This window comes from Bacillus sp. JZ109 (assembly GCF_053903135.1).
This window is the reverse complement of record NZ_CP096388.1, coordinates 225,602-246,622: the sequence shown is the minus strand read 5'-3', so window position 1 is coordinate 246,622 and position 21,021 is coordinate 225,602. Positions and strand designations below refer to the sequence as shown.

Below are 21,021 nucleotides of genomic sequence, written 5' to 3'. Positions count from 1 at the left end.
ATATTATGAAATCGCTTTCATAAACACTCAGGGTTTTTCCGCAGGCAACGGAAAAAAGGTATATACAGGCTGTCAGCTCAGCATTTTTTGGTCAAACACATCCGAAAGCTCTTGATATGAACGACATTTGATCAGCTGGTTCACCGCCGCCGGGTCATCCAAAATGCTGCCAAGCAGTTTATACATGCTTTGCAAATCCGCTTTGTTCTCCTTTTCGACACAAAGCAGACAGACAAATTGAACTCGCTGACTCTCCCAATTGATCGGTTTTTTGAGCGTACAAACGGCCCAAAACGTTGTTTTCGTCTGCGGAACAAGCGGGTGCGGGATGGCAACAAGATTGCCAAAACACGTTGGCGACATGTCTTCTCTTTCAAAAATGGAATCTATGATTTCTTCATCGGCAAAGCCGCATTCGACCGCTTTCTGCCCTAAAAATTGAATCACTTCTTCTTTTGAGCGCAGATCCTCCTGAAAAAAAACGAGTTCTTTTTTTAGGTAGCGATTGGCTTTTTCCTTTTCATCACTCAGAATAGATTCTATTTTTGTAAAGTCAGTTCCGCCTAAGATGGTGTTAACCTTCAGTACTGGTACAGGGAGCTCTTTTTTAATCGGAATGGTGCTGATGACAAAATCAATTGATTCGTAGGACATTTGTTCAAGACTATAATACTCAGCCGTTCCAAGAATATCGAGCCGCTTGCCGAAATGGGAACGGAGTTTTTCGCGCAGAAGCTGGGCACTCCCGGCACCCGATGCGCATACAATGATACAGCGTTTCGGCGGGCTTTCTGTTTTTTTTCGTTCAATCGCGGCGCCAAAGTGAAGAGCCAAATATCCAATTTCGTTTTCATGAATCTCAATACCCGTTTGTTCCTTTATCACGATTCCGGCAATGATCCCGGCTTCAAAAGCGAGTGGATAATGTTCCTTGATCGCTGCCAGCATCGGATTTCGAAGATTCATGCCGTATCGGTTGCGGCTGATCGCCGGCTTCATATGCAGGGCCAAGCCGATTTTCAGCTCTTTGTCATGCAGGATGCCAAGCTTCAGTTCACGATCAACAGCTTTGATCATGGCAAGTGTCAGCTGATCGGTTTCCTCTTCTATTGAAAATGTGTCCTCTCCGCATTGTGATTGTGTCATTCGTTTTGTGCCAAGGAGATGCATGGTGATGTAGGCCGTCTCGTCTTTCGGAAACGTAACGGCAAGCGCTGATTCCAGCTCTTTTACGATGGCTTCTGCAGCCTGGTACTCCTTTTGATGCAGGATATGATCCATATCTTTCGGGAAAAGAGATACATAGTTTTCCGTTCTGATCCGTTTACAGGCGATAGCGATATGGATAATGAGGTTATTCAGTCCCATGTTGGACAGAGGGATGCGGTCGTTTTTCATTTTTTTCAAGATGGCGGAACGGATGATCTCAATTTCTTCTTTTGGCAAAATATCAGCCTTTTCATTTAAAACATCTATCTCCGTTTCTCTTTCATCGACAATGTACTCCGCCATGCAGTACCTCATCTGCACCTCGTCCCCGCGCAGCTTGAAGCCGTAATTCGGACGTGTTTCCATGACGATGCGGTAAGGCAGCAGACGTTTCTTTACTTCCTTTAAATCCGTTTGGAGTGTAGATTTTGAGATAAATAGTTCTTCAGCAAGTTCATCGAGCTTGAGATAATGGTCCGCCAGCAGCAGACGTTTCATAAGATAGGCCATTCTCTCCTCCGGCAATACCGGCAGGCCCTTTTTTTGCTGAAATACATCTTGCAGCAGTGTTTTGAATACTTGCTCGTCATCAATGCGGAGCTTGTAGCCGGAGCCTCTTACAGATTGTACAAAGGCACCGTGACCGCTTAGCACACCTTGAAGTTCCTTTATATCATTGCGGACTGTCCGCGTCGTTACGTTTAATTGCGCGGCAAAAAACGAACTTGTCACCGGGGCTTCAGCCGCCATCAGCAAGCGCAGAATATCACGTAGTCGCCCATGAAGCATGAGAAAAACCTCCTAACTAGTAGATGCAGGGATTCAGTGAATAGGCAGAAAGGATGATGAAGGGATGCGAAATGTATATAAATTCTATAATGGAGAGAATGGCAAGTCAATGAACATCCGGAGGACTAGAGGGAAAACTGACCTATAAAAAAACAGCCGGGATCAGCCGGCTGTTCTAGATGCGGACATATTCTTTTGTTTAGACGCTTTGCGGTCCTTCATGATTTTTCGAACAATCGGGTAAATGACCGGCGCCCATTTGATAACGGTTTTGATCATCTTTTTCAAAGCTCCGATTCTCCCTTCTTTTTTCTCAACCATTCCCCTGATTGCCTCTTCCTTAAACATTCTAACGCGACACGTACCTGTTTCCCGTCACCCAGAAACGCCATGGATAATCGCGTGCCTCCCCGCTGTTGTCAATGCCGATGCGCGGGCCGGTTGAAATTGCTTCCGGTGTGTACCCGCTTTCGATGTAAAGCGGCTGTTCCGTAATCCAGCGTCCGTAGTCATTCATCGTGACGCCAAGCGCTTTCGTCAGCTTTCCTGGTCCGTTTGTCCATTCCCTCGGACTCCTGCCCGGCCTTCTCTCCTCCATTAACAGCTGGCCTTCATGCGGCTCAATCGCCCTGATTAATACCGCTTGCGGGACATCCTCTTCCGCGGCAACGACATTCAGCAATGTATGGGTGTGCATCACGTATGTATATACCCGCCCAGCTTCTGCAAACATGATCTCAGTCCGCTTCGTCCGGCGGTTGTTAAAGCTGTGTGCCGCTCTGTCTCCAGCACCCATATAGGCCTCTGTTTCCACAATATAGCCTGACGCTGTGCCTTCGTCTGTTTCTTTTACAAGAAGGCAGCCCAGAAGCGATGGGGCAAGCTCAAGAGCGGTTTTTTGATAAAACGTGATGGGCAGCGGATTTTTTTCTCTCGTCACGAATCGACCTCTCCTTTTACCGATTTTTGTACATTGTACCATTCCCGAAGCAGATCAAAAAAAACGGCTGTTTTAAAATCTTTCCATTCAGGGAATATTGTTACCGTTCAAAAAAGGAGGGCCAACCATTGAAAGATGATCATCAAAACAAGCAGCACCAATCAAATGCCCAAGGGAGCGAGGAAGCGCTTTCCCACAAGACATCCGGGAAAAACGAGTCAGAGGATACCTTAACGAATAGGCAGGGGCATCCTGTTACTGACAACCAGAATGTGAGAACCGTCGGGAATAGAGGGCCTACAACACTTGAGAACTATGATTTTCTCGAAAAGATCAGCCACTTCGACCGGGAACGCATCCCTGAGCGGGTTGTTCATGCCAGGGGAGCAGGTGCACACGGGTATTTTGAAGCGTACGGAAGCTTCGGAGACGAACCGATTTCAAAATACACACGAGCCAAGCTCTTTCAGGAAAAAGGCAAGAAAACACCGGCATTTGTCCGTTTTTCAACTGTGAATCATGGAAAACACTCGCCTGAAACATTGAGAGACCCGCGCGGTTTTGCTGTAAAGCTATATACAGAAGACGGAAACTGGGATTTGGTCGGGAACAACCTAAAAATCTTTTTTATCCGCGACCCGCTGAAATTTCCGGATCTTGTACATGCATTTCAGCCTGATCCAGTGACCAACATCCAGGATGGTGAACGTATTTTCGATTTCATTTCTCAATCTCCTGAAGCGACACACATGATCACCTTCTTGTTTTCGCCTTGGGGCATTCCGGCCAACTACCGGCAAATGCAGGGTTCAGGCGTACATGCCTATAAATGGGTGAATGAGGAGGGCAAGGCCGTTCTCGTGAAATACCATTTTGAACCGAAGCAGGGCATCCGCAACCTGACACAGAAGGAAGCAGAAGAGATTCAAGGGAAAAACTTTAACCATGCCACACAGGATCTATATGACGCGATTGAAAATGGCGATTATCCAGAGTGGGAAGTATATGCTCAAATCATGAGCGATGATGAGCATCCTGAACTGGACTTTGATCCTCTTGATCCAACAAAACTGTGGTATAAAGACGATTTCCCATGGAAACCGATCGGCAAATTGGTGCTGAACAAAAATCCGGAAAACTACCATGCGGAAGTGGAGCAAGCTTCATTTGGAACGGGAGTGCTTGTCGACGGACTTGATTTTTCAGACGACAAATTGCTCCAGGGGCGTACGTTTGCCTACTCTGATACGCAGCGCTACCGTGTAGGCGCAAATTACCTGCAGCTTCCGATCAACTCGCCGAAAAAGCATGTCGCCACCAACCAGGAAGGCGGGCAGATGCAATATCGGGTCGATAGAGCAGAAGGACAAAACCCGCACGTCAACTACGAGCCATCCATTATGGGCGGGCTGAAGGAAGCGAAGCAGGACGGAAAAGACCATACGCCGCATGTCGAAGGCGATGTAAAGCGTGAAGCGATTGACAGAACAAACAACTTCGGACAGGCTGGAGAAACGTACCGGAGATTTACTGAATTTGAGCGGAACGAACTGATTACGAATTTGGTGAATACGCTTTCTACGTGCCGAAAAGAAATTCAGGATCAAATGATTGAGAACTTCACAAAAGCTGATCCTGACTACGGAAAACGCGTAGCGGAAGGGCTAAAAAAGGTTTCCGAAAACAACAGCAACGGGCCGATCGGCACAACTGAAACGGAACAGGCTGCAAAGCAGGCTGAACAGGAGAGCCATCCGTCTGATCCGTATTAACAACAGCGAACAGGGCTTTTTTAGAAGCCCTGTTTTTTTATTTTTCTATTGAAACGCTTTCAATAATTGTGTTGTACTTGGAAGGAAAGGGGTGGAGAGATACGATGGAATTACAGCAGGACTTGATTCCTCAGAAAAAAACAATCGGCGCTTTAGATCACGCCGTTTTTTTATGCATGGTATTTTGTTTCTGGTTTTCAGGCTATATTTACGTTCCTGTATTCAGTCTGTATTTGGAGGATCTGCACTTTTCATATGGCGCAATCGGTATCATTCTCGGCAGCTACGGGGTCACGCAAATCCTTCTGCGATTCCCGCTCGGCCTTGTGTCAGACATCCTGTTTTCCTTGCGCAAGCAATTGTTAATTGCCGGGTTCGGCTTTTCCGTCCTCAGCAGCCTGCTTTTTCTGATGTTTGATTCTTTCTTCTTCGTGCTGGCCGCCCGGCTTTTCGCGGGAATCACTGCTTCTATGTGGGTGATGGCGACCATTTTATACGCACATTATTTCAACAATGGCAATGCATCAAAAGCAATGGGCATCATGCAGTTTTTTACCGTCATGCCTCAGTTTGCCAGCATTGTGTTCTGCGGGCTTGCGGCAGCCCATTTAGGCAGGCAGGTCCCTTTTTGGATGGCGCTGGCAGCCTCGGTCGCAGGTCTGGTGATCTGCTGCTTTATTAAGGATCCGTCTGCTCCTCCCGCAAACCGTGACACCATTCGTGTCAATCAGTACATCAAAGATACATTGCGGCTGCCAAAGCTGAAGCTTTTCACCATCCTGTCTATGACGGCCCATGCCGTATTATTTATCACAGTGTTTGGTTTTACGCCTCTTTACATGAATCAGCTCGGAATGGGCGACGCGGAGCTGCTTTGGGTGATGAGCGCCTTTTTCCTCCCACACGCAGCCGCCACATTAAGCTTTGTGTTTCTGCGATTTACAAGCCGTATCGCTTACTCCGTGATGCTCATTAGTTTCGCAGTCACCGGGGTCTGTCTGCTATACGTTCCTTATTCAGCTGCATTGTTCACGGTTTGCATCACACACGCCTGTATTGGGCTGGCGCTCGGCTTCGTTTTTCCTCTGCTGCTAAGCCATGTCGTCGAAATCAGTTCTGCCCGTTTAAAAATGTCAGTGATGGGGTTTTATCAATCATTTTATGCGCTAGGCATCTTCCTCGGGCCCCTTCTTGCCGGAAAAATCGCACAGCTTATCGGGCTTGCGGGAGTTTTTTATGGAGCCGGGTCTCTGGCATTTGCCGCCTTTTTTGTGATGCTCGCGCAAAAACGTAACATGATCAATTAATAGCTTTCATACCGCCGGAAGCGCCACACAGAAAACACGGCCAGAAGCATGATGCACAGAATGGAGAAAGTGAGTGACCATCCGAAAAAATCTGCCTGCTCTCCATGAAGAAGGATATGCTCCGCCTGCTTGCAAATCTCAGCTGGAAGCCACTTCGCACCATCTGGAAATAGTGAAACAGCAAAGGAAACGGCTGCTGTGAGCCCGACCCCGCAAGCCGCAGCTGCTCCGACAGACCGGAATATCGTACTTCCCGCAAGGCCGGCGGTCACAATAAATATCACCCAAAGCGCGTAAAGGCCAAGGCTTGCGGCAAAGCGGCTGAATGATGCGTCCTCAAACAGCAGCCGAACGTAATAATAAGCAAGCCCGTATCCAGCTGCAAACGACATAATGCCGATCACGCTTTGGATGAGCCATTTACTCACGATATAATGGGCTGCCGTCACAGGCCGCGACATAATCAGCGCTGTTACCCCTTGATTTCTTTCATTGGCTACACTGCCCATCACGCTAAAGATGACCAGAGCCATGCCAAGCGTGTTGAATTGAGAAAGCGTGCTGACCATCACTTCAGACCCGGAGGGCGTCGTAAAACTAATTTTCATGCCGTCAGGAAGGTTCCCTCCATGTGCGATGATTTCCGGCATATAATAAATGGTCAGCGGCTGTGTCAGCCCGACGATCATCATCGCAATCGGCAGCCAAATCAGCTTGCCGCTTTTCCATCCTTCCAGCCACTCCTTCTGCAATAGCGCCATCATCACCTTCATGCGTGCACCACCTTTAGATAGACGTCTTCTAGAGACTCCGTTTTCTGTTCAAATCGGGTGACGGTCAATCCCTTTCGGATACAGTCACTTAATAATGACCGGCCAGCGTGTATATCAGGCAGCTCGAAAACAGCTTGGGACGGATTTTTATAGACAATAGCTGAGACGTAAGGCTTCTCTTCAAGCCAGCCTTCCAGCTTCTCTTTCACTGAAAGGGTAAAAACGTTCGTTTGCTGCTGTTGTTTCAGCTCCTGTAACTCGCCTTTCCATGAAATTTCACCGTTTTTCATAATCACCACTTGATCACACACCTGCTCTGCATCGTGCAAAACATGTGTAGAAAACAGAACGGCCATATGCTTTTTCAGCTCCCGCATCATGTCCAGCACCTCGAACCGCCCTGTCGGATCAAGTGCAGACACCGGTTCATCCAATATCAAAAACTTCGGTTTATGGAGCAGTGCCTGTGCCAGACCGAGTCTTTGTTTCATGCCTCCTGAATAGCCCCCGATCCTTTTGTGCGCCGCTTCGTGCAAACCGACAAATTCCAGCATCTCACCGATTTCCTCTTGGCATTTTCTCTTCGAAAGGCCGGACAGTCTCCCCGCAAATGTCAAAAATTCATTTGCGGTCATCCACGAATAAAAAGCAGGATACTGAGGGAGGTACCCAATCAAACGCCGATCCAGCTTTTTTTCTCCTAACAGCTTAATGTTTCCGGAGGTTGGCGAAAGCAGTCCGGCCAGCATTTGCAGAGTCGTGGTTTTGCCGGCTCCATTAGGTCCTAATAGTGCGACACACTCATTTTCATTCACGTGAAAACTGACATTCTTTACAGCTTCATGATGCCTGTACGATTTGCATAATGATTCAATAGACAGCATATCGGCTTACCTTTGCTTTCTGCCGACGGTAAAAAACAAAATCGGCCCGATAATATTGATACATACGATGATTGCAGCCCACATCCACTTTGGCCCGTTCGTCCGCTCTTCTTTTATACAGCTGATGAGGGCAAACACCGCCAAAGCCAGCTGTAATACAATCAGCGGCAAAATCATTTCCCAAGAAATATTCATTGCTTGATCCCCCTTTTCTTCCGATCTGGCCTAATGACAAAAAAGTAATAACAAATCAGAGGCATCGGTGCTGTAATCAGTCCGACAATCCCCCAAATCCATGCCATGCGATTTCGTTTTTTCGCATCAATAAATAAAAAGATTCCCTGCGCCAATACGATGAGATAAGCCGCAACCGTTATGACAATTTCTGTTTGTGTCATCTGCGTTTCACCTCGCATTCGCCGAGATGCCTTTTTTTCTCAGCCGCAATCAAAATCGGCAGCACCGCAAGCACACAAACCTGAAGCACAATAAACACAGCAGGAGCTTGAGTGAAAGCAAAGATTGCAGCACTCACAACCATCAGCGCACAAAATACAAATAAAATGATCTCTTGAAGAAGTTTTTTTCTGTATTCAGCTTTCATTTGTGACAGCTGGTGAAGCAGTTCTTTTTGAGTCGGTATAGAGGGATTGGCTGTTTGATCAATTTTTTTCCATTCTGACTTTAAATGATCAGGAAGCTTTTCTTTATTCATCGTCCCACTCCTTTCTGATTTGCTGGAGCCCTTTATGAACTCTGGACTTTACAGTGCCTTCTTTGATTTGAAGCATCACCCCGATTTCGGCGTAGGTATAGCCGTAGTAATGCCTTAATAAAACTGGTGTGCGCAGTTTAGGGTCCAGCTTTGAAAACAGATCGAGCGTTTCGCTCCACTCTGCCCCTTTCGCCGACACGTCCCACTTGATCTTGCGGATTGTTTCCTCCGTAACTGTCTGATTCCGTTTCCATTCTCTCTTTCTCTTTTTCTGGTGATCGAGATAGAGCCGCGATGCAATGGAGATCAGCCACGTGGAGAATTTTGAACGGCCCTGAAAGCTTCTTAAATGGATGTACCCTTTCAGAAAGGTTTCCTGAACAAGTTCCTCGCTGAGATCGGGGTGAAGGGAAAGCTTTAACAAATATTTATATAAAAAAGAATAGTGATAGTGGAAAAGGGCTGTAAACGCCTCGTCGTTTCCCTCTTTCGCCTGCTGTATCAGCCGCTGTTCTTCTTGTGTATCCAATGACCATCATCCCCCCTTTTTTGTTTTTCTGCCTTATGAGACGACACCGGATTCAAAAGCGTTCATCTTTTTTACAATTCTTTTCAGCCATTGACAGATCAAGCTTCCCGGCCGTTTGGCTGCATATCCTTATTTGTAAACCCCCTCATAGTCTGTTAAGCTATGACTTTATGTCGATTTCAAAAAAACATCCAATATGGAGGACGATGCATTGAAAGTAGAAAGGCGAACGATTGAATATATTCCGAATGAAGAAAGACATGGTAAAGCGAAAGATTTATTTCCCGTATGGTTCGGGGCTAATATGCATATCACCACGTTAGTGACCGGCACGATTCCCGTTGCAATGGGACTTAATCTGTTTTGGAGTGTTGCCGCTATTATTTGCGGAACCTTAATCGGTGCCATATTTATGGCGTCTCATTCCGCGCAAGGCCCTCAGCTAGGCATCCCGCAAATGATTCAAAGCCGTGCCCAATTCGGCGTAATCGGAGCGATTCTTCCCCTCTTCTTAGTCATGTTTATCTACCTTGGTTTCTTCGCAAGCAGCACGATTCTGGCGGCCGGAACCTTAAGCAGCTTTGTTCCCATCCCGGGAACATGGAGCATTATAGGCTTAAGCGCCGTATGTTTTTTACTCACCATTTTCGGCCATGATTTGATTCACAAAATGCAAAAAATCCTTTCTTGGACCTCTTTTGCTGTATTTTTTGCTGCAACGATTCTCATTTTTCAATTGCCGATTCCGGCAGGCAGCTGGATTCCCGGAGCGATTGATCTGCCAATTTTCTTGGTGGCAGTCAGCGCTGTTGCGACGTGGCAGCTTGCCTACGCGCCGTATGTTGCCGATTATTCAAGATATCTGCCAGTTAAAACACCGGCTTCAAAAACATTTTGGTACAGCTATGCAGGTACATCTGTCAGCTCCATCTGGATGATGCTGCTCGGCGCATTGCTGACAACCTCACTTCCTGACTTTACGGCAAACTCAGGCAGCCAGATTGTCCAATTGTTCGGTCCCTTCTCGTTTATTATGCTGATCATTGTGCTATTTGGGCAAATGGCAATCAATGTTTTTAACCTGTATGGGGCTTTCATGTCCACGACAACAACGCTGGAGCCGTTTCTGAAATTAAAAGTCACGCCCAAAGTCAGAATCATCATGATCCTGGGTGTCACGCTTGTCGGCACAGTCTTAAGCCTACTGGGACAGAGCAATTTTATGGAACTGTTTTTGAATTTTATCTTTTTCATCAGTTATTTCTTAATTCCGTGGACGGCAATCAATTTAGTCGATTACTACTTCGTCCGCCACGGAAAGTATCAAGTCAAAGCCATGTTCGACGTAAACGGGCCTTATGGAAAGGTCAATTGGATCACCACAATTGCGTTCGTTCTGTCTATCTTGCTGGAAATCCCGTTTATCAACACAAGCTTTTACATCGGACCGCTTGCCAAAATGTTTGGCGGCGGAGACATCGCATGGATTATCGGCTTGGCCGTGCCTTCTGTGCTTTACTATGCATTAATGAAACCGCGTCTGAAAAAACGGGCGGGGTATCAAGAAAAGCTGTCTTCTCTCTGAAGACAGCTTTTTTATCATTCAAATCGTTTCCACACGCGGGGCAGGATGTCAGATAGCTCATGAGCGAGCAACGTATGAGCGGAGTGCTCGTCCGTCCAGAGCTCGGCGCACGCACCATGCAAATAGACCGCGTTTAATATGGCGTGCTTTGGATCTTCATGGCAGCAGAGCATCCCCAATATCATGCCCGTCAGTGTGTCACCGGTTCCGCCCTTGGCGAGCGCCCCGTTTCCGGTTGGATTGAGCCAGCAGTCTCCATCAGGAAACGCGATGACGGTTTGGTTTCCTTTTAACACAATGACAGTCTGCAGCTGAGCCGCCCACTCCTTTGCATATTCCGCTCTTTTTTTCTGCAATTCGTTCACGGGCACCCCTGTCATTCGGGAAAACTCGCCCGGGTGCGGCGTGAGGATGACGGGGGCCTCCCGTTTCGGATATGTGCGCTTCGCCAGCGCTCCGGCATCCAAAATAACAGGACAATCAGCCGTAAGCACATGATCGACTGCCTGCTGTACGCTTTCCGTTTGCGGAAGGCCCGATCCGATGGCAATGGCTCGGTACGTCTCTTCAAGCTGAGCATCCGCCGCCTTTTTCCAGCCGTCACGCCAATAGGTCGCCTCGGGCAAAACAGGAACAATTAGCGGGATTACGCTTTCTGATGTACCGATGACAAGCTTGCCGAGACCGCTCCGCATGGCCCCAAGCCCTGCAAGCAGCGCTGCCCCCGGCATGTCGTCACTTCCAGCCAGCAGCAAAGCCGTACCGTACGTGCCTTTATGGCTCTCCGCATCTCTTTCAGGAAGCGTGGCCCTTACATGCTCTTCCGTCCAATATGGAACATTCATCTCTATCCCTCCTCTGCTTTCTTTTCCTATTTTTCCTGTCCCTTTTCTTTTTCAAACAAAAAAGACAGCCTTTTAGGGCTGTCTTCTATTTTACAGGAACATCAAGGTGATATAGACGGCGATATCGTTCGTTTGCCGCCAGCAGCTCCTCATGGGTTCCTTCCATTTCTGTTTTGCCGTTTTCGAGAAATACGATTTTATCAGCCGCTTCCACTCCCGCGAGATGGTGGGTAATCCATAAAATCGTTTTTCCTTTCAGCACCTCAAACACCGTTTCCATCAATTCACGTTCGGTAATAGGATCGAGGCCGACTGTTGGCTCATCGAGGATGATGATCGGTGTATCCTGCAGTAAAATCCTCGCAAGCGCGATCCGCTGGCGCTCTCCACCGGAAAAACGGATGCCCGTTTCCTGTACAGAGGTATGATATCCGTCAGGCAATGACTCAATGTAGTCATGCAGCTTGACCTGCTTTGCGGCGCGGCGCACATCCTCGTCGCTTGCTTCTCCGTTTCCGAGCCTGATGTTGTTCAAAATACTTGTATCAAACAGGTGCGGTTTTTGATTTAACACGGCCACCGCATCCGCAATCTGATCCTTTAACAGCGCTGTCTCCACTCCGTTTAACGTAACAGAACCGGAGTCCGGTTTCAAGGCGCCCTCGATTAATGCAAGCGATGTTGATTTCCCAGAGCCGCTTCGGCCGAGCAGCGCCATTTTTTCTCCTTGGCGCAGCGTAAAGGAAAAGTTGTCAAGCACTTGGCTGCTGTAATCATAAGAAAACGTCACATCACGAAAGGCCAAGGTGACATCTTGAAGATCGAGCATTTGAGCCCCTGATTCTGTTTGTGACGCCTCCGGCTGAGGAGCCACCTTGTTCATGCGTCTGATAGAATCCTGATAGCCCGGCACTTCGCCTAAGGCATCCGAAAGCGGCAAAAAGGCTTCCGTCAACGGAAACACCACTAGCACAAAAGCGGCAATCATTGTTTTAGCAAGCTCGCCGTCTGCTTGCTGTCCCGCCGTCCAAAACAGCATCAGCAAAATAAGGCCGGCGACAAGGCATTGCGCAGCAAAATCCCGCCATCTTGTAAAGCGTTGTTTTTTCCGTTCAAGCTCAAACCAATCATGTTCCTCTTTTTCATAAGCATCAATAAAAGCATGCCGGCGTCCGCTGAACATCCAGTCGCTGACACCCATCACAGCATCTGTCAGACGGCTGTACAGCACATTCCGCCCGCTTTTCAGCTTCGCATTCTTCGCTCTCGTTACGAGCAAAGACACAACCGGAAACAATACAACAAGAACAAACAAATAAAGCGCAAGCAATATGGCAAACGGCCAAGAGAAGAAGCCAAGCGCTATCACTGACACAGCATACAGGAACAAGGCTGAGATCGCAGGAAAAATCGTTTTTAAGAAAGCATCCTGCAAATGCTCAATATCCTCAGACAAAATGCCGAGCATATCCCCCGTGCGAAAACGGGAACGCAGCATCAAAGCACCCGGCTCAAGCATATTGTAAAGGCGGACGCGCATGTCGGATACGATTTTCAAAATGATGTGATGCCCGACGAGCCGTTCCACATATCGCGATACAGAGCGCGCAATCCCAAAGGTGCGCACTGCGACAATCGGCACATAAATGAGCAGAATGTTTTCCGGCCTTGTCGCCGCTTTAGAAATCAAAAACCCTGAGGTGAACATGAGAAAAGCAGCAGAAAAAATCGTCACCGCGCCCAAAAAGATAACCAGAACAAACAGGCGGGCATTTTGCTTGATATACGGCAAAATCCATTCTTCTTTCTTCATGCTCTTTCCCCCAGTTGTGCCTTCACGAGTTTGGTGTACACACCGTTTTTCTCCAGCAGTTCATTGTGTGTCCCGATTTCCGCAACCCTGCCTCCGTCCAGCACGATAATTTCGTCCATATCGAGCATCCAGTGAAGGCGGTGAGTCGCGAGAAAGACAAGCTTATCCTCAAATAAATCCAGCATCGTTTTTTTTATTTCATATTCTGTTTCGATATCAAGATGGGCGGTCGGCTCATCCAGCAGCAGGATCGGACGGTTTCCCAAAAAGGCGCGGGCCAGCGCGACACGCTGTGCCTGGCCGCCGCTGAGCGCCCGGCCGCCTTCCCCGATCCGCCCCTCTAATCCTTCAGGAAGGCTATCCACCAGCTCCGCCAGTCCCGCCGCCGCAGCAGCACGGGCTGTATCCTCTGCCGAAGCGCTTGGGTGGTAGAAGCGAATGTTATTGCCAAGCGTATCATCAAAAATGTACGGATGCTGGGGGATGTACAGAAGGTTCTTCTGCCAGCTGCCGTCCTGCAAATGGGACCGGCTTGTACCATTAACCTCAATCATCCCGCCATCCGGCTCCAAAAATCCGCCGAGAATATCAATTAATGTTGATTTTCCGGCGCCGCTTGCACCGATAATGCCGATTTTTTTCTTGCCCTTAAATGAGAGATGAATATCAGACACCGAACGGCCGACTGACACGCCTGACAGCTTCAGCTCATCCTGATCGGACCAATCCTCGAGCTGAAGCGGCGTCTCTTCTTTAAAACCTGGCTGCGACAAAATCTCTTGAATGGTTTTTCCTGCTTCCTGGCCGTTCAGCGTTGCATGATAATCATTCCCCACTTCCCGCACCGGCAAAAAATACTCAGGCGCCAGAATAAGCGCCGTTAAAGCGGGGCCAAGCAAAATATCGCCGTCAATAAGGCGCAGGCCCAGAAATACTGCGACTGTCGCCACCGACAGCATCGTGAAAAAATCGAGGGCGAATGATGACAAAAACGCCACCCGGAGTGTGCTCATCGTTGCCTTGCGATACCGCTCACTCACATAGAAAATATTTTTGCTGTGTGACTTGCTCAAACCTAGGAAACGCAATGTCTCCAGCCCGCGAAGAGAATCAACAAAATGATTGGAAAGTCTCTGATAGGATTTCCACTGACGATCCGCTTTTCTCTGCGCGACAAGGCCGAGGAGAATCATAAAGATGATCAGAATCGGCATAGCCGCCACTAAAATGATGGCTGATGTGCGATCCTGAAAAAACACATAAATGACAACCGCCGCAGGCACAATCGCCATGCTGACCATTTTCGGCAGAAACAGCTCCAGGTAGCGGCGGAACTGGCTGATGCCTTCCATCGCCAGCGTCACCATTTGCCCCGTCCCCTCTTTCTTTGCAAAGCGGGGGCCTAATCGGAACAGCTGATCAAGAAAACTTCTCCTCAAATCTGCTCCTGTCCGAGCGGCGTATTGATAGACGATTTTCTGTCGCGCCACCGTCACCCCGTGCCGGGCGATAAAAGCGATGAGGAAAAAGCTGATCACCGGAAAAAGAGAGGTAATGCCCTTCCCGTTGAACAGTCCGGTTACGGCCTCACTCAGCCACTCTGCCTGCATAATAATGGCAGCTGTCTGAATCAGCGTTAAACAAGTAATCACGGTGAGAATCCGCTTCATTCCTTTATATCGAAACAGGTCTTTTCCCATTAATAAGTCATAGGCTCCTTATGGCTGACGCGCTTCCGGAAGACATAATAGCTCCAGATCTGGCTGCCGATGACGAACGGCAGTAGCGTTAATGCTGCAATTGACATGACTTTAAGCGAATAATCTCCGGAAGAAGCGTTAGCTACTGTTAAATCGTATGTGCTATGAAGCGAGCTGACCATTACGCGGGGGAATAGGGAAATAAAGATCATTCCCACGGTCAGCGCCAGACCAGCGCCTGTCATCCCAAATGTCCAGCCGTCTTTTTTCTTGCGAATAAATACAGCCGCGAGCATAAAGCAGATGACAATCAAAACAGCGAGCGGAATGGTAATCTCGCCGCGGCGTGTAAACATGTCTGTCTGATACGCAGAAAGGGCCGCGAAGGCAAGAACCGCTACAAAAACAACACCCATTATCTTTTGCGCCATTTTCCGGGCGCGGTTTTGCAAATCACCAATCGTACGCAGCGTGATAAACATTAATCCATGCTGGAAGCAAAGAAGTGTTACTGTCACACCGCCAAGTATAGAATATACATTGATATAATCAGATACATGTGCGTGAATGTTCATGTCGGCATCAATCGGCATCCCGCGGAATAATGTCGTGAACAGCACACCAAGCACAAACGGAGGAATCAGACTGCCGAAGAAAACGACCCAGTCCCAAACCTTTACCCATTTTAAATGATCCACCTTGCCGCGGAACTCAAACGCGACCCCGCGGCCCATTAACGCAAGCAGCACTATGACAAACGGAATGTAATAACCGCTCAGCATCGTTGCATACCAGTTTGGGAATGCCGCGAAAATGGCGCCTGCGCCAGTCAAAAGCCAGACTTCATTCGCGTCCCAGAACGGCCCGATCGTGTTGATCAGCACTCTGCGTTCTAATTCATTATGGCCAAGAAAACGGGTCGCCATGCCGATCCCGAAATCAAAGCCTTCCAAAAAGAAGAATCCTACAAACAATACAGCAACGAGTATAAACCAAAGATCATGAAGAGATGCCATGGTATACCTCCTGACTAAATGGATCTGTTGATACAGGCACATCATGATGATTATCATGCTCCGCACCTTTTTTAATCTCACGGATAAACAAGAAGACAAGCAGCGCGCCCAGAATCATGTACATCACACCGAATGCGATGATTGAGAATAACAAGGAACCCGCTGTTACGTTAGGCGACACGGATTGAGCTGTTGTCATCAAGCCCATGACCGTCCAAGGCTGACGCCCGATTTCTGTCATAATCCAGCCCGCGGAATTCGCAAGAAACGGGAAGGAAATCAAAGCGATCATGATGCGCAAATACCATTTGCTGTTTTCAAGCTTTTTGCGGCGGTTTAACCAGAGGCCGCCTAACGCAGCAAGGATCATGACAACGCCTGCGCCAACCATGATACGGAAGCTCCAGAATGTCGTTTTCACTGGCGGAATGTAGTCGCCTTTACCGTATATTTTTTCGTACTCAGCCTGAAGGGTTTTCATCCCTTTGACACTTCCGCTGAATTTCTGATAAGCCAAGTAGCTCAAGGCATAAGGAACTTTGATTTCATTTGAGCTTTTTTCATTTTTTGTATCGATCGTCGCAAAAGCGGTCCAAGCAGCAGGGTCACCGCTGTCTTCCCATAGGCCTTCACTTGCAGCCATTTTCATCGGCTGTGATTCCATCAAGTGCTCAGCCTGCATGTGTCCGCTAAGGCCGACGCCAAGACCGGCACAAAGGCCGACGATCATTGCGAGTTTAAAAGATTGCTTAAAGAACGGCACTTCTTTTTTCTTCAGCAGTTTAAAAGCACTCACTCCGGCAATAAAGAAAGCTCCAGTGGCAAGCGCACCGAAAATGACGTGCGGGAATTCAACCCAAAGCTGAGGGTTTGTAATCAACGCGCCAAAATCATTCATTTCCGCGCGGCCGTTTTTGATCGTAAAGCCGACTGGCTCCTGCATAAAGGAGTTTGCTGTTAAAATCCAGAAAGATGACATGATCGTTCCGAATGATACGAGCCATATGCAGAGAGCGTGAATTTTCTTCGGCAGGCGGTCCCAGCCAAAAATCCATAATCCGATAAAAATAGACTCCATGAAAAACGCCAATAATGCTTCAATCGCAAGCGGCGCGCCAAATACATCTCCGACAAAACGGGAGTAATCAGACCAGTTCAGTCCAAACTGGAATTCTTGCAAAATCCCTGTTACAACACCGACTGCGAAATTTATTAAGAATAAGTGTCCCCAAAACTTTGCCATTTTGAGATACAGCTCATTTTTCTTTACAAGATAAAGAGTCTCCATCAACGCAACCATAAACACAAGCCCGATAGACATCGGCACAAACAAGAAGTGAAACAACGTTGTTGATGCAAATTGTATGCGGGCTAATACCAATTCACTCATGCTTTCTCCTCCATTTCCGGTTAAAACTGTAATTTGCTCACTACTTCACAAATAGAACCGAGACTTTGATCAGTAATTCACAAAATAGACGAAAAAAATATTGCTCAATATTTCACAAATGTGTCAAAAAGTCATCCAATATGATGCAAGATTGCCAGACTGACCAAATGACACAATCTCTGACTGGTTCATATTAAGTACTTTACAACGATTCATTTCAAAAATAAAGCCTAAAATACCTAAAAAGTCCCGCCCTATGTGACGGATTTTTGTCTATTTTGTTGCTTATTTATGTCGGCTGCTAGGATAAATGACCCTTTATTATCGTACATCAACACATCGTTCCTTGCGAACAAAATGCTTGCCCCGCACCAGCACTCGTTTCTCAGCACTCCGTCATAAACAGATTTTAGGCAGGATGCCTCTTTTCATTTGAACCGGCAAGTGGAGAAAAGTTGAATAGTAAATTTTTAATATATTAATAATTTCAATTTTTTAGTATACTTAACATAGTGAACAATTTCACTGCATCAAGAATAGGGGAGGTTTTTCAATGGGAGAGCTTCAAACACAAATGCAATTGCAAACGGATACAATTCACGAAGGGGTTCGAAAAGAGAATTGGTTTGCGAAAGCCATGAATATAAAAGTAGGCATCATACCGCTTCCTGTGTATGCCTTGCTGTTTATATTAATCACTGTTTTTGTTATGCATCACGATGTAAAAAGTGACATTTTGACATCCATTGCCGTCATGGCGTTTTTCGGGTTTACCTTTGCCCAAATCGGCAAATCGATACCGATTGTGCGTTCTATTGGCGGCCCGGCCATCCTAGCTACTTTTATTCCGTCCGCTGTCGTGTACTATCACCTGCTGCCTAATGATATCGTCAAATCCACCACAGAATTTACAGAAAACTCAAACTTTCTATATTTGTTTATCGCCGGTATTGTCGTCGGAAGCATTCTCGGCATGAAAAGAGAAACACTCGTAAAAGCATTCATGAAAATTTTTATTCCGCTTATTGTCGGTTCTGTCACAGCCGCTATTGTCGGACTGGCTGTCGGGACATTGCTCGGACTCGGATTTCAGCATACCCTGCTGTACATTGTCATTCCGATTATGGCTGGAGGAGTCGGAGAAGGCGCTATCCCGCTGTCCATCGGATATTCTGACATCATGCCCATTTCTCAAGGGGAAGCGTTTGCACTTGTTCTGCCATCGATTATGCTGGGCAGCTTGTGCGCGATTATTCTAGCGGGATTGCTGAACCGCATCGGAAAGAAAAAACCGGAATGGACAGGCAACGGCAAAGTGGACCGCTCCGAAGAAGAGTCCCCTGCGCTGGAGGAATCTCAAAGCGGACAGCAAATGTTCAACCTTTCTTTATTTGCGTCAGGCGGTATCCTTGCTGTTTCTTTATACTTAGTCGGCATGCTCGCTCACGATTTTTTCGGTTTTCCGGCACCCGTTGCCATGCTGTTACTGGCTGTTCTAATCAAGCTGTTCAGATTGGTGCCTGCCTCAATTGAAAATGGCGCGTTTGGAGTGTCCCGCTTCTTTTCAACAGCTGTGACCTACCCGCTTCTCTTTGCGATTGGGGTATCCATGACTCCGTGGGACAAGCTTGTCGCCGCTTTTAACCTCAGCAATATTATCACGATTCTGTCTGTCGTTGTGACCATGATGGCCGTTGGCTTCTTCACTGGAAAATGGCTGAACATGTATCCGATTGAAACCGCCATAATCAATGCGTGCCATTCTGGGCAAGGCGGCACGGGTGACGTTGCCATTTTAAGCGCCGCTGAAAGGCTTGAGCTAATGCCTTTCGCCCAAGTGTCTACCCGCATCGGGGGCGCGATTACAGTATCCTTAACCTTATTGCTGCTGCACCAGTTTTATTGATCCCCGCAAGCAAGTTCTTCGTCAAACGAAAGAGCTTGCTTTTTTGCATGTCCATATTTTTGCAAGTTCCCGCCTCATGCTATAGTAATAGTTGGAAATACTAGATAGAAAGGAATATGGCATGCCTATGGGAACTCATCTATTTCTCTTTATGCTTCTCGGGCTGGGATTTTATTTGATATCAGCCCTGGCAGCAAAATTCATTCCGGCCGTAGACTTCTGGATTGATATTGTTCTTTGGGTCGGCGCTGCGGTTTACATCTTCTCTCATCTCTCATTCATGGACGGCATAGTCTCGATGGCGACAATGTTCTTCTGCTATTGGACCGCAATGGATCTCATTGTTTCAGAGCGTGCGGAAAAACCTTCGGGAGACTGGCAGGAAATCGAGCTGGCCAGAAACAAAACACGTCTCCTGTCAGACATTACGCTGACCGTCATTGTGTTTGCAGGGGCTGTTATTTTTTTCATCTATGGACCTGACACAAGCCCTCTCAAATATGTGATCCTTCTCGGCATGATCTCCGGCGGAGGGGCACTGGTGAAGCGAACACTGAATGTTTTTAGCGTAAAGGTTTTTTATTCAGCAGCCTTAGAAAAATTGCATATCTGCTCACACTATGAAACCCGTACATACCCGCTTTCCGATTTGAAGGCCATTCAGCTTGAATCAACGGCAGATCTCTTAAAGCTCCATCCGCTTCTGACGATGTATTCATCACGTCTAGATTTAACAACAAGCTTTCAGCAAGTCATTAAACTGTCTCTTCCCGGCGAAACACTGTTTCTGACGGTGAAGGAACCGCAAAAATGGAAAACAATTCTCCAGGAGTACACAGATGCAGAAAACGATGTGGACAATGTAATTTCTGTTTTGCCGTTTTATCATAGAAAAAATGTGAAGCGGCTGCTCGGTAAGCTTTATTTTGCCGCCAGCGTAAAAGGGGTATCCGCTTACGCCTTATTGGTGCTCGCGTTATACGCATTACACGCCTCTCCATGGGTCATGGCTGTTGCCGTAATCCTGTATTGGGTATTCAACATGTATATGTCAGACCGTGTGTTGCGGGCGGCGATGGACGCCAAGCCTTGTCATCATCCGCATGTACAGGCAGCGGCCGATAAGATTTTTCGATCGGCCGGCATTTCCCATGTCCGCATATACGAAACGGAGAGTGATGATTACAACGGAATGGCAGTAGGCATGAATGTCGGGAGGTCAATGGTCATCCTGACAAGCGCCACACTAACACTTCCACAGCGTGTCATTGAAGGCATTCTGGCCCATGAGGCGATTCATATCAAAAAACGTGACGTTCTGTCTTCACAGCTTTTGCGTTTTCTATATCTTGGAGCTGTCGTTGGGATTTTCCTCTTGTTTGAGCAGCATATCACCCATCCCGAGGCCCATAAAATTGTGCTTTGGGCTTTCATTATGGCAATCATTATCCTATTCCAGCTCTATCAATCCTTTTGTTCACAATGGATGGAGGTGCGTGCTGACAATCTTGGCGCATCATTGCTGGAGGGCGGTTACAAACAAATGGCTGAAGCCTTGAGAATCTTGGCGGTTCGGCAGGATGAGGACATACAGAAACAAAGTGCCTACAGCTCTGAAGCAGGTGAAGACGAGCTTCAAATTGATTCTCTCACCCGTGATAAAAGCTGGCTTTTCAGACTGATTGATTTTCAGTTCGCTCCTCATCCCCCTATGTATTGGCGTGTCGGCACTTTATTGTCAAACAAAGGACATGGGGTGCTGAAGCGCTGGCTCAGAGACCGCCTGAAAGAATCGATCACTTTGAAATGAAACCGGTCAGCGTTTCATCCGTATAACAGATATGGTGA

At 47.4% G+C, this 21,021-nt stretch carries 19 protein-coding genes; 5 read left to right on the top strand and 14 right to left on the bottom strand.

Translation table 11 applies throughout. The features are described 5' to 3' along the window. Window positions 1-72 precede the first annotated feature (72 nt). The 3 genes from licR to M1D94_RS01295 all read right to left on the bottom strand — a co-directional run bounded on the left by licR (window position 73) and on the right by M1D94_RS01295 (window position 2,938). Window positions 73-1,998 (bottom strand): transcriptional regulator LicR, encoded by a 1,926-nt coding sequence (licR, locus tag M1D94_RS01305; protein ID WP_283857100.1) that lies wholly within the window; start codon window positions 1,996-1,998, stop codon window positions 73-75. Window positions 1,999-2,160: 162 nt separating this feature from the next. Beyond that, on the bottom strand, window positions 2,161-2,319 hold the full coding sequence (locus M1D94_RS01300) for a hypothetical protein (RefSeq protein WP_009968374.1): 159 nt from the start codon (window positions 2,317-2,319) through the stop codon (window positions 2,161-2,163). Window positions 2,320-2,347: 28 nt separating this feature from the next. Then, a complete protein-coding gene (locus M1D94_RS01295; RefSeq protein WP_003227303.1) occupies window positions 2,348-2,938 on the bottom strand; it encodes a DNA-3-methyladenine glycosylase in 591 nt (196 codons plus the stop codon). Window positions 2,939-3,066: 128 nt separating this feature from the next. Between M1D94_RS01295 and katX the strand changes: the two genes are divergently transcribed. Both katX and M1D94_RS01285 read left to right on the top strand, forming a co-directional pair. Next, on the top strand, window positions 3,067-4,710 hold the full coding sequence (gene katX, locus M1D94_RS01290) for a catalase KatX (RefSeq protein ID WP_032725113.1): 1,644 nt from the start codon (window positions 3,067-3,069) through the stop codon (window positions 4,708-4,710). Window positions 4,711-4,814: 104 nt separating this feature from the next. Next, window positions 4,815-6,017: an MFS transporter gene (locus M1D94_RS01285; RefSeq protein WP_032725112.1), complete on the top strand. Its 1,203-nt coding sequence runs from the start codon at window positions 4,815-4,817 to the stop codon at window positions 6,015-6,017. On the opposite strand, the gene M1D94_RS01280 is transcribed toward M1D94_RS01285, so the two are convergent. Genes M1D94_RS01280 through sigY form a run of 6 tightly spaced genes read right to left on the bottom strand, consistent with a single transcriptional unit; the run spans window position 6,014 to window position 8,918 of the window. Next, complete coding sequence (locus tag M1D94_RS01280; protein ID WP_032725110.1) at window positions 6,014-6,790, bottom strand: ABC transporter permease; 777 nt, start codon at window positions 6,788-6,790, stop codon at window positions 6,014-6,016. The two genes, M1D94_RS01285 and M1D94_RS01280, sit on opposite strands and share 4 nt — an antisense overlap. Further along, a complete protein-coding gene (locus tag M1D94_RS01275; protein ID WP_032725109.1) occupies window positions 6,787-7,674 on the bottom strand; it encodes an ABC transporter ATP-binding protein in 888 nt (295 codons plus the stop codon). Before M1D94_RS01275 ends, M1D94_RS01280 begins: the two co-directional genes overlap by 4 nt. A gap of 6 nt (window positions 7,675-7,680) precedes the next feature. Beyond that, a complete protein-coding gene (gene yxlE, locus M1D94_RS01270; protein WP_003227293.1) occupies window positions 7,681-7,869 on the bottom strand; it encodes a sigma Y negative regulator YxlE in 189 nt (62 codons plus the stop codon). Further along, a complete protein-coding gene (gene yxlD, locus M1D94_RS01265) occupies window positions 7,866-8,072 on the bottom strand; it encodes a sigma Y negative regulator YxlD (RefSeq protein ID WP_014481311.1) in 207 nt (68 codons plus the stop codon). The genes yxlE and yxlD overlap by 4 nt, the downstream gene beginning before the upstream one ends. Continuing rightward, entirely contained in the window at window positions 8,069-8,389 is a 321-nt protein-coding gene (locus tag M1D94_RS01260; RefSeq protein ID WP_021480964.1) for a YxlC family protein, read from the bottom strand. Before M1D94_RS01260 ends, yxlD begins: the two co-directional genes overlap by 4 nt. Next, on the bottom strand, window positions 8,382-8,918 hold the full coding sequence (gene sigY, locus M1D94_RS01255; protein ID WP_003243678.1) for an RNA polymerase sigma factor SigY: 537 nt from the start codon (window positions 8,916-8,918) through the stop codon (window positions 8,382-8,384). Before sigY ends, M1D94_RS01260 begins: the two co-directional genes overlap by 8 nt. Window positions 8,919-9,129: 211 nt before the next feature. Here sigY and M1D94_RS01250 point away from each other — a divergent pair, with 211 nt between their 5' ends. Further along, window positions 9,130-10,503 carry a cytosine permease gene (locus M1D94_RS01250; protein ID WP_032725108.1) on the top strand — a complete coding sequence of 458 codons (1,374 nt, stop codon included), beginning with the start codon at window positions 9,130-9,132 and terminating at the stop codon, window positions 10,501-10,503. 14 nt (window positions 10,504-10,517) lie between these two features. Here M1D94_RS01250 and M1D94_RS01245 read toward each other — a convergent pair whose 3' ends face one another. The 5 genes from M1D94_RS01245 to cydA all read right to left on the bottom strand — a co-directional run bounded on the left by M1D94_RS01245 (window position 10,518) and on the right by cydA (window position 17,267). Further along, the gene (locus M1D94_RS01245) at window positions 10,518-11,348 is read right to left on the bottom strand and encodes an NAD(P)H-hydrate dehydratase (protein ID WP_003227282.1); all 831 of its coding nucleotides are present in this window, start codon (window positions 11,346-11,348) and stop codon (window positions 10,518-10,520) included. Window positions 11,349-11,433: 85 nt separating this feature from the next. Then, the gene (gene cydC, locus M1D94_RS01240) at window positions 11,434-13,161 is read right to left on the bottom strand and encodes a thiol reductant ABC exporter subunit CydC (protein WP_282627177.1); all 1,728 of its coding nucleotides are present in this window, start codon (window positions 13,159-13,161) and stop codon (window positions 11,434-11,436) included. Continuing rightward, entirely contained in the window at window positions 13,158-14,861 is a 1,704-nt protein-coding gene (gene cydD / locus M1D94_RS01235) for a thiol reductant ABC exporter subunit CydD (protein WP_167568432.1), read from the bottom strand. Before cydD ends, cydC begins: the two co-directional genes overlap by 4 nt. Continuing rightward, entirely contained in the window at window positions 14,861-15,877 is a 1,017-nt protein-coding gene (gene cydB, locus M1D94_RS01230; RefSeq protein ID WP_456270385.1) for a cytochrome d ubiquinol oxidase subunit II, read from the bottom strand. Before cydB ends, cydD begins: the two co-directional genes overlap by 1 nt. Then, window positions 15,861-17,267, bottom strand: a complete 1,407-nt coding sequence (gene cydA / locus M1D94_RS01225) for a cytochrome ubiquinol oxidase subunit I (protein WP_003243795.1) — start codon at window positions 17,265-17,267, stop codon at window positions 15,861-15,863. Before cydA ends, cydB begins: the two co-directional genes overlap by 17 nt. Window positions 17,268-17,820: 553 nt before the next feature. Here cydA and cimH point away from each other — a divergent pair. Further along, window positions 17,821-19,173, top strand: coding sequence for a citrate/malate transporter CimH (gene cimH, locus M1D94_RS01220; RefSeq protein WP_015714950.1), 1,353 nt, complete (start codon window positions 17,821-17,823; stop codon window positions 19,171-19,173). 121 nt (window positions 19,174-19,294) lie between these two features. After that, window positions 19,295-20,983, top strand: a complete 1,689-nt coding sequence (locus M1D94_RS01215; RefSeq protein WP_163138424.1) for a M56 family metallopeptidase — start codon at window positions 19,295-19,297, stop codon at window positions 20,981-20,983. Window positions 20,984-21,021 lie beyond the last annotated feature (38 nt).

What these genes read in the sequence shown, in the direction of transcription:
- yxlE (WP_003227293.1), bottom strand. Translation starts at nt 7,869, where the DNA reads ATGAATATTTCTTGGGAAATGATTTTGCCGCTGATTGTATTACAGCTG.
- M1D94_RS01280 (WP_032725110.1), bottom strand. Translation starts at nt 6,790, where the DNA reads ATGAAGGTGATGATGGCGCTATTGCAGAAGGAGTGGCTGGAAGGATGG.
- M1D94_RS01260 (WP_021480964.1), bottom strand. Translation starts at nt 8,389, where the DNA reads ATGAATAAAGAAAAGCTTCCTGATCATTTAAAGTCAGAATGGAAAAAA.
- M1D94_RS01300 (WP_009968374.1), bottom strand. Translation starts at nt 2,319, where the DNA reads ATGGTTGAGAAAAAAGAAGGGAGAATCGGAGCTTTGAAAAAGATGATC.
- M1D94_RS01275 (WP_032725109.1), bottom strand. Translation starts at nt 7,674, where the DNA reads ATGCTGTCTATTGAATCATTATGCAAATCGTACAGGCATCATGAAGCT.
- cydD (WP_167568432.1), bottom strand. Translation starts at nt 14,861, where the DNA reads ATGGGAAAAGACCTGTTTCGATATAAAGGAATGAAGCGGATTCTCACC.
- M1D94_RS01215 (WP_163138424.1), top strand. Translation starts at nt 19,295, where the DNA reads ATGCCTATGGGAACTCATCTATTTCTCTTTATGCTTCTCGGGCTGGGA.
- licR (WP_283857100.1), bottom strand. Translation starts at nt 1,998, where the DNA reads ATGCTTCATGGGCGACTACGTGATATTCTGCGCTTGCTGATGGCGGCT.
- cydC (WP_282627177.1), bottom strand. Translation starts at nt 13,161, where the DNA reads ATGAAGAAAGAAGAATGGATTTTGCCGTATATCAAGCAAAATGCCCGC.
- M1D94_RS01285 (WP_032725112.1), top strand. Translation starts at nt 4,815, where the DNA reads ATGGAATTACAGCAGGACTTGATTCCTCAGAAAAAAACAATCGGCGCT.
- cimH (WP_015714950.1), top strand. Translation starts at nt 17,821, where the DNA reads ATGGGAGAGCTTCAAACACAAATGCAATTGCAAACGGATACAATTCAC.
- M1D94_RS01245 (WP_003227282.1), bottom strand. Translation starts at nt 11,348, where the DNA reads ATGAATGTTCCATATTGGACGGAAGAGCATGTAAGGGCCACGCTTCCT.
- yxlD (WP_014481311.1), bottom strand. Translation starts at nt 8,072, where the DNA reads ATGACACAAACAGAAATTGTCATAACGGTTGCGGCTTATCTCATCGTA.
- cydB (WP_456270385.1), bottom strand. Translation starts at nt 15,877, where the DNA reads ATGGCATCTCTTCATGATCTTTGGTTTATACTCGTTGCTGTATTGTTT.
- cydA (WP_003243795.1), bottom strand. Translation starts at nt 17,267, where the DNA reads ATGAGTGAATTGGTATTAGCCCGCATACAATTTGCATCAACAACGTTG.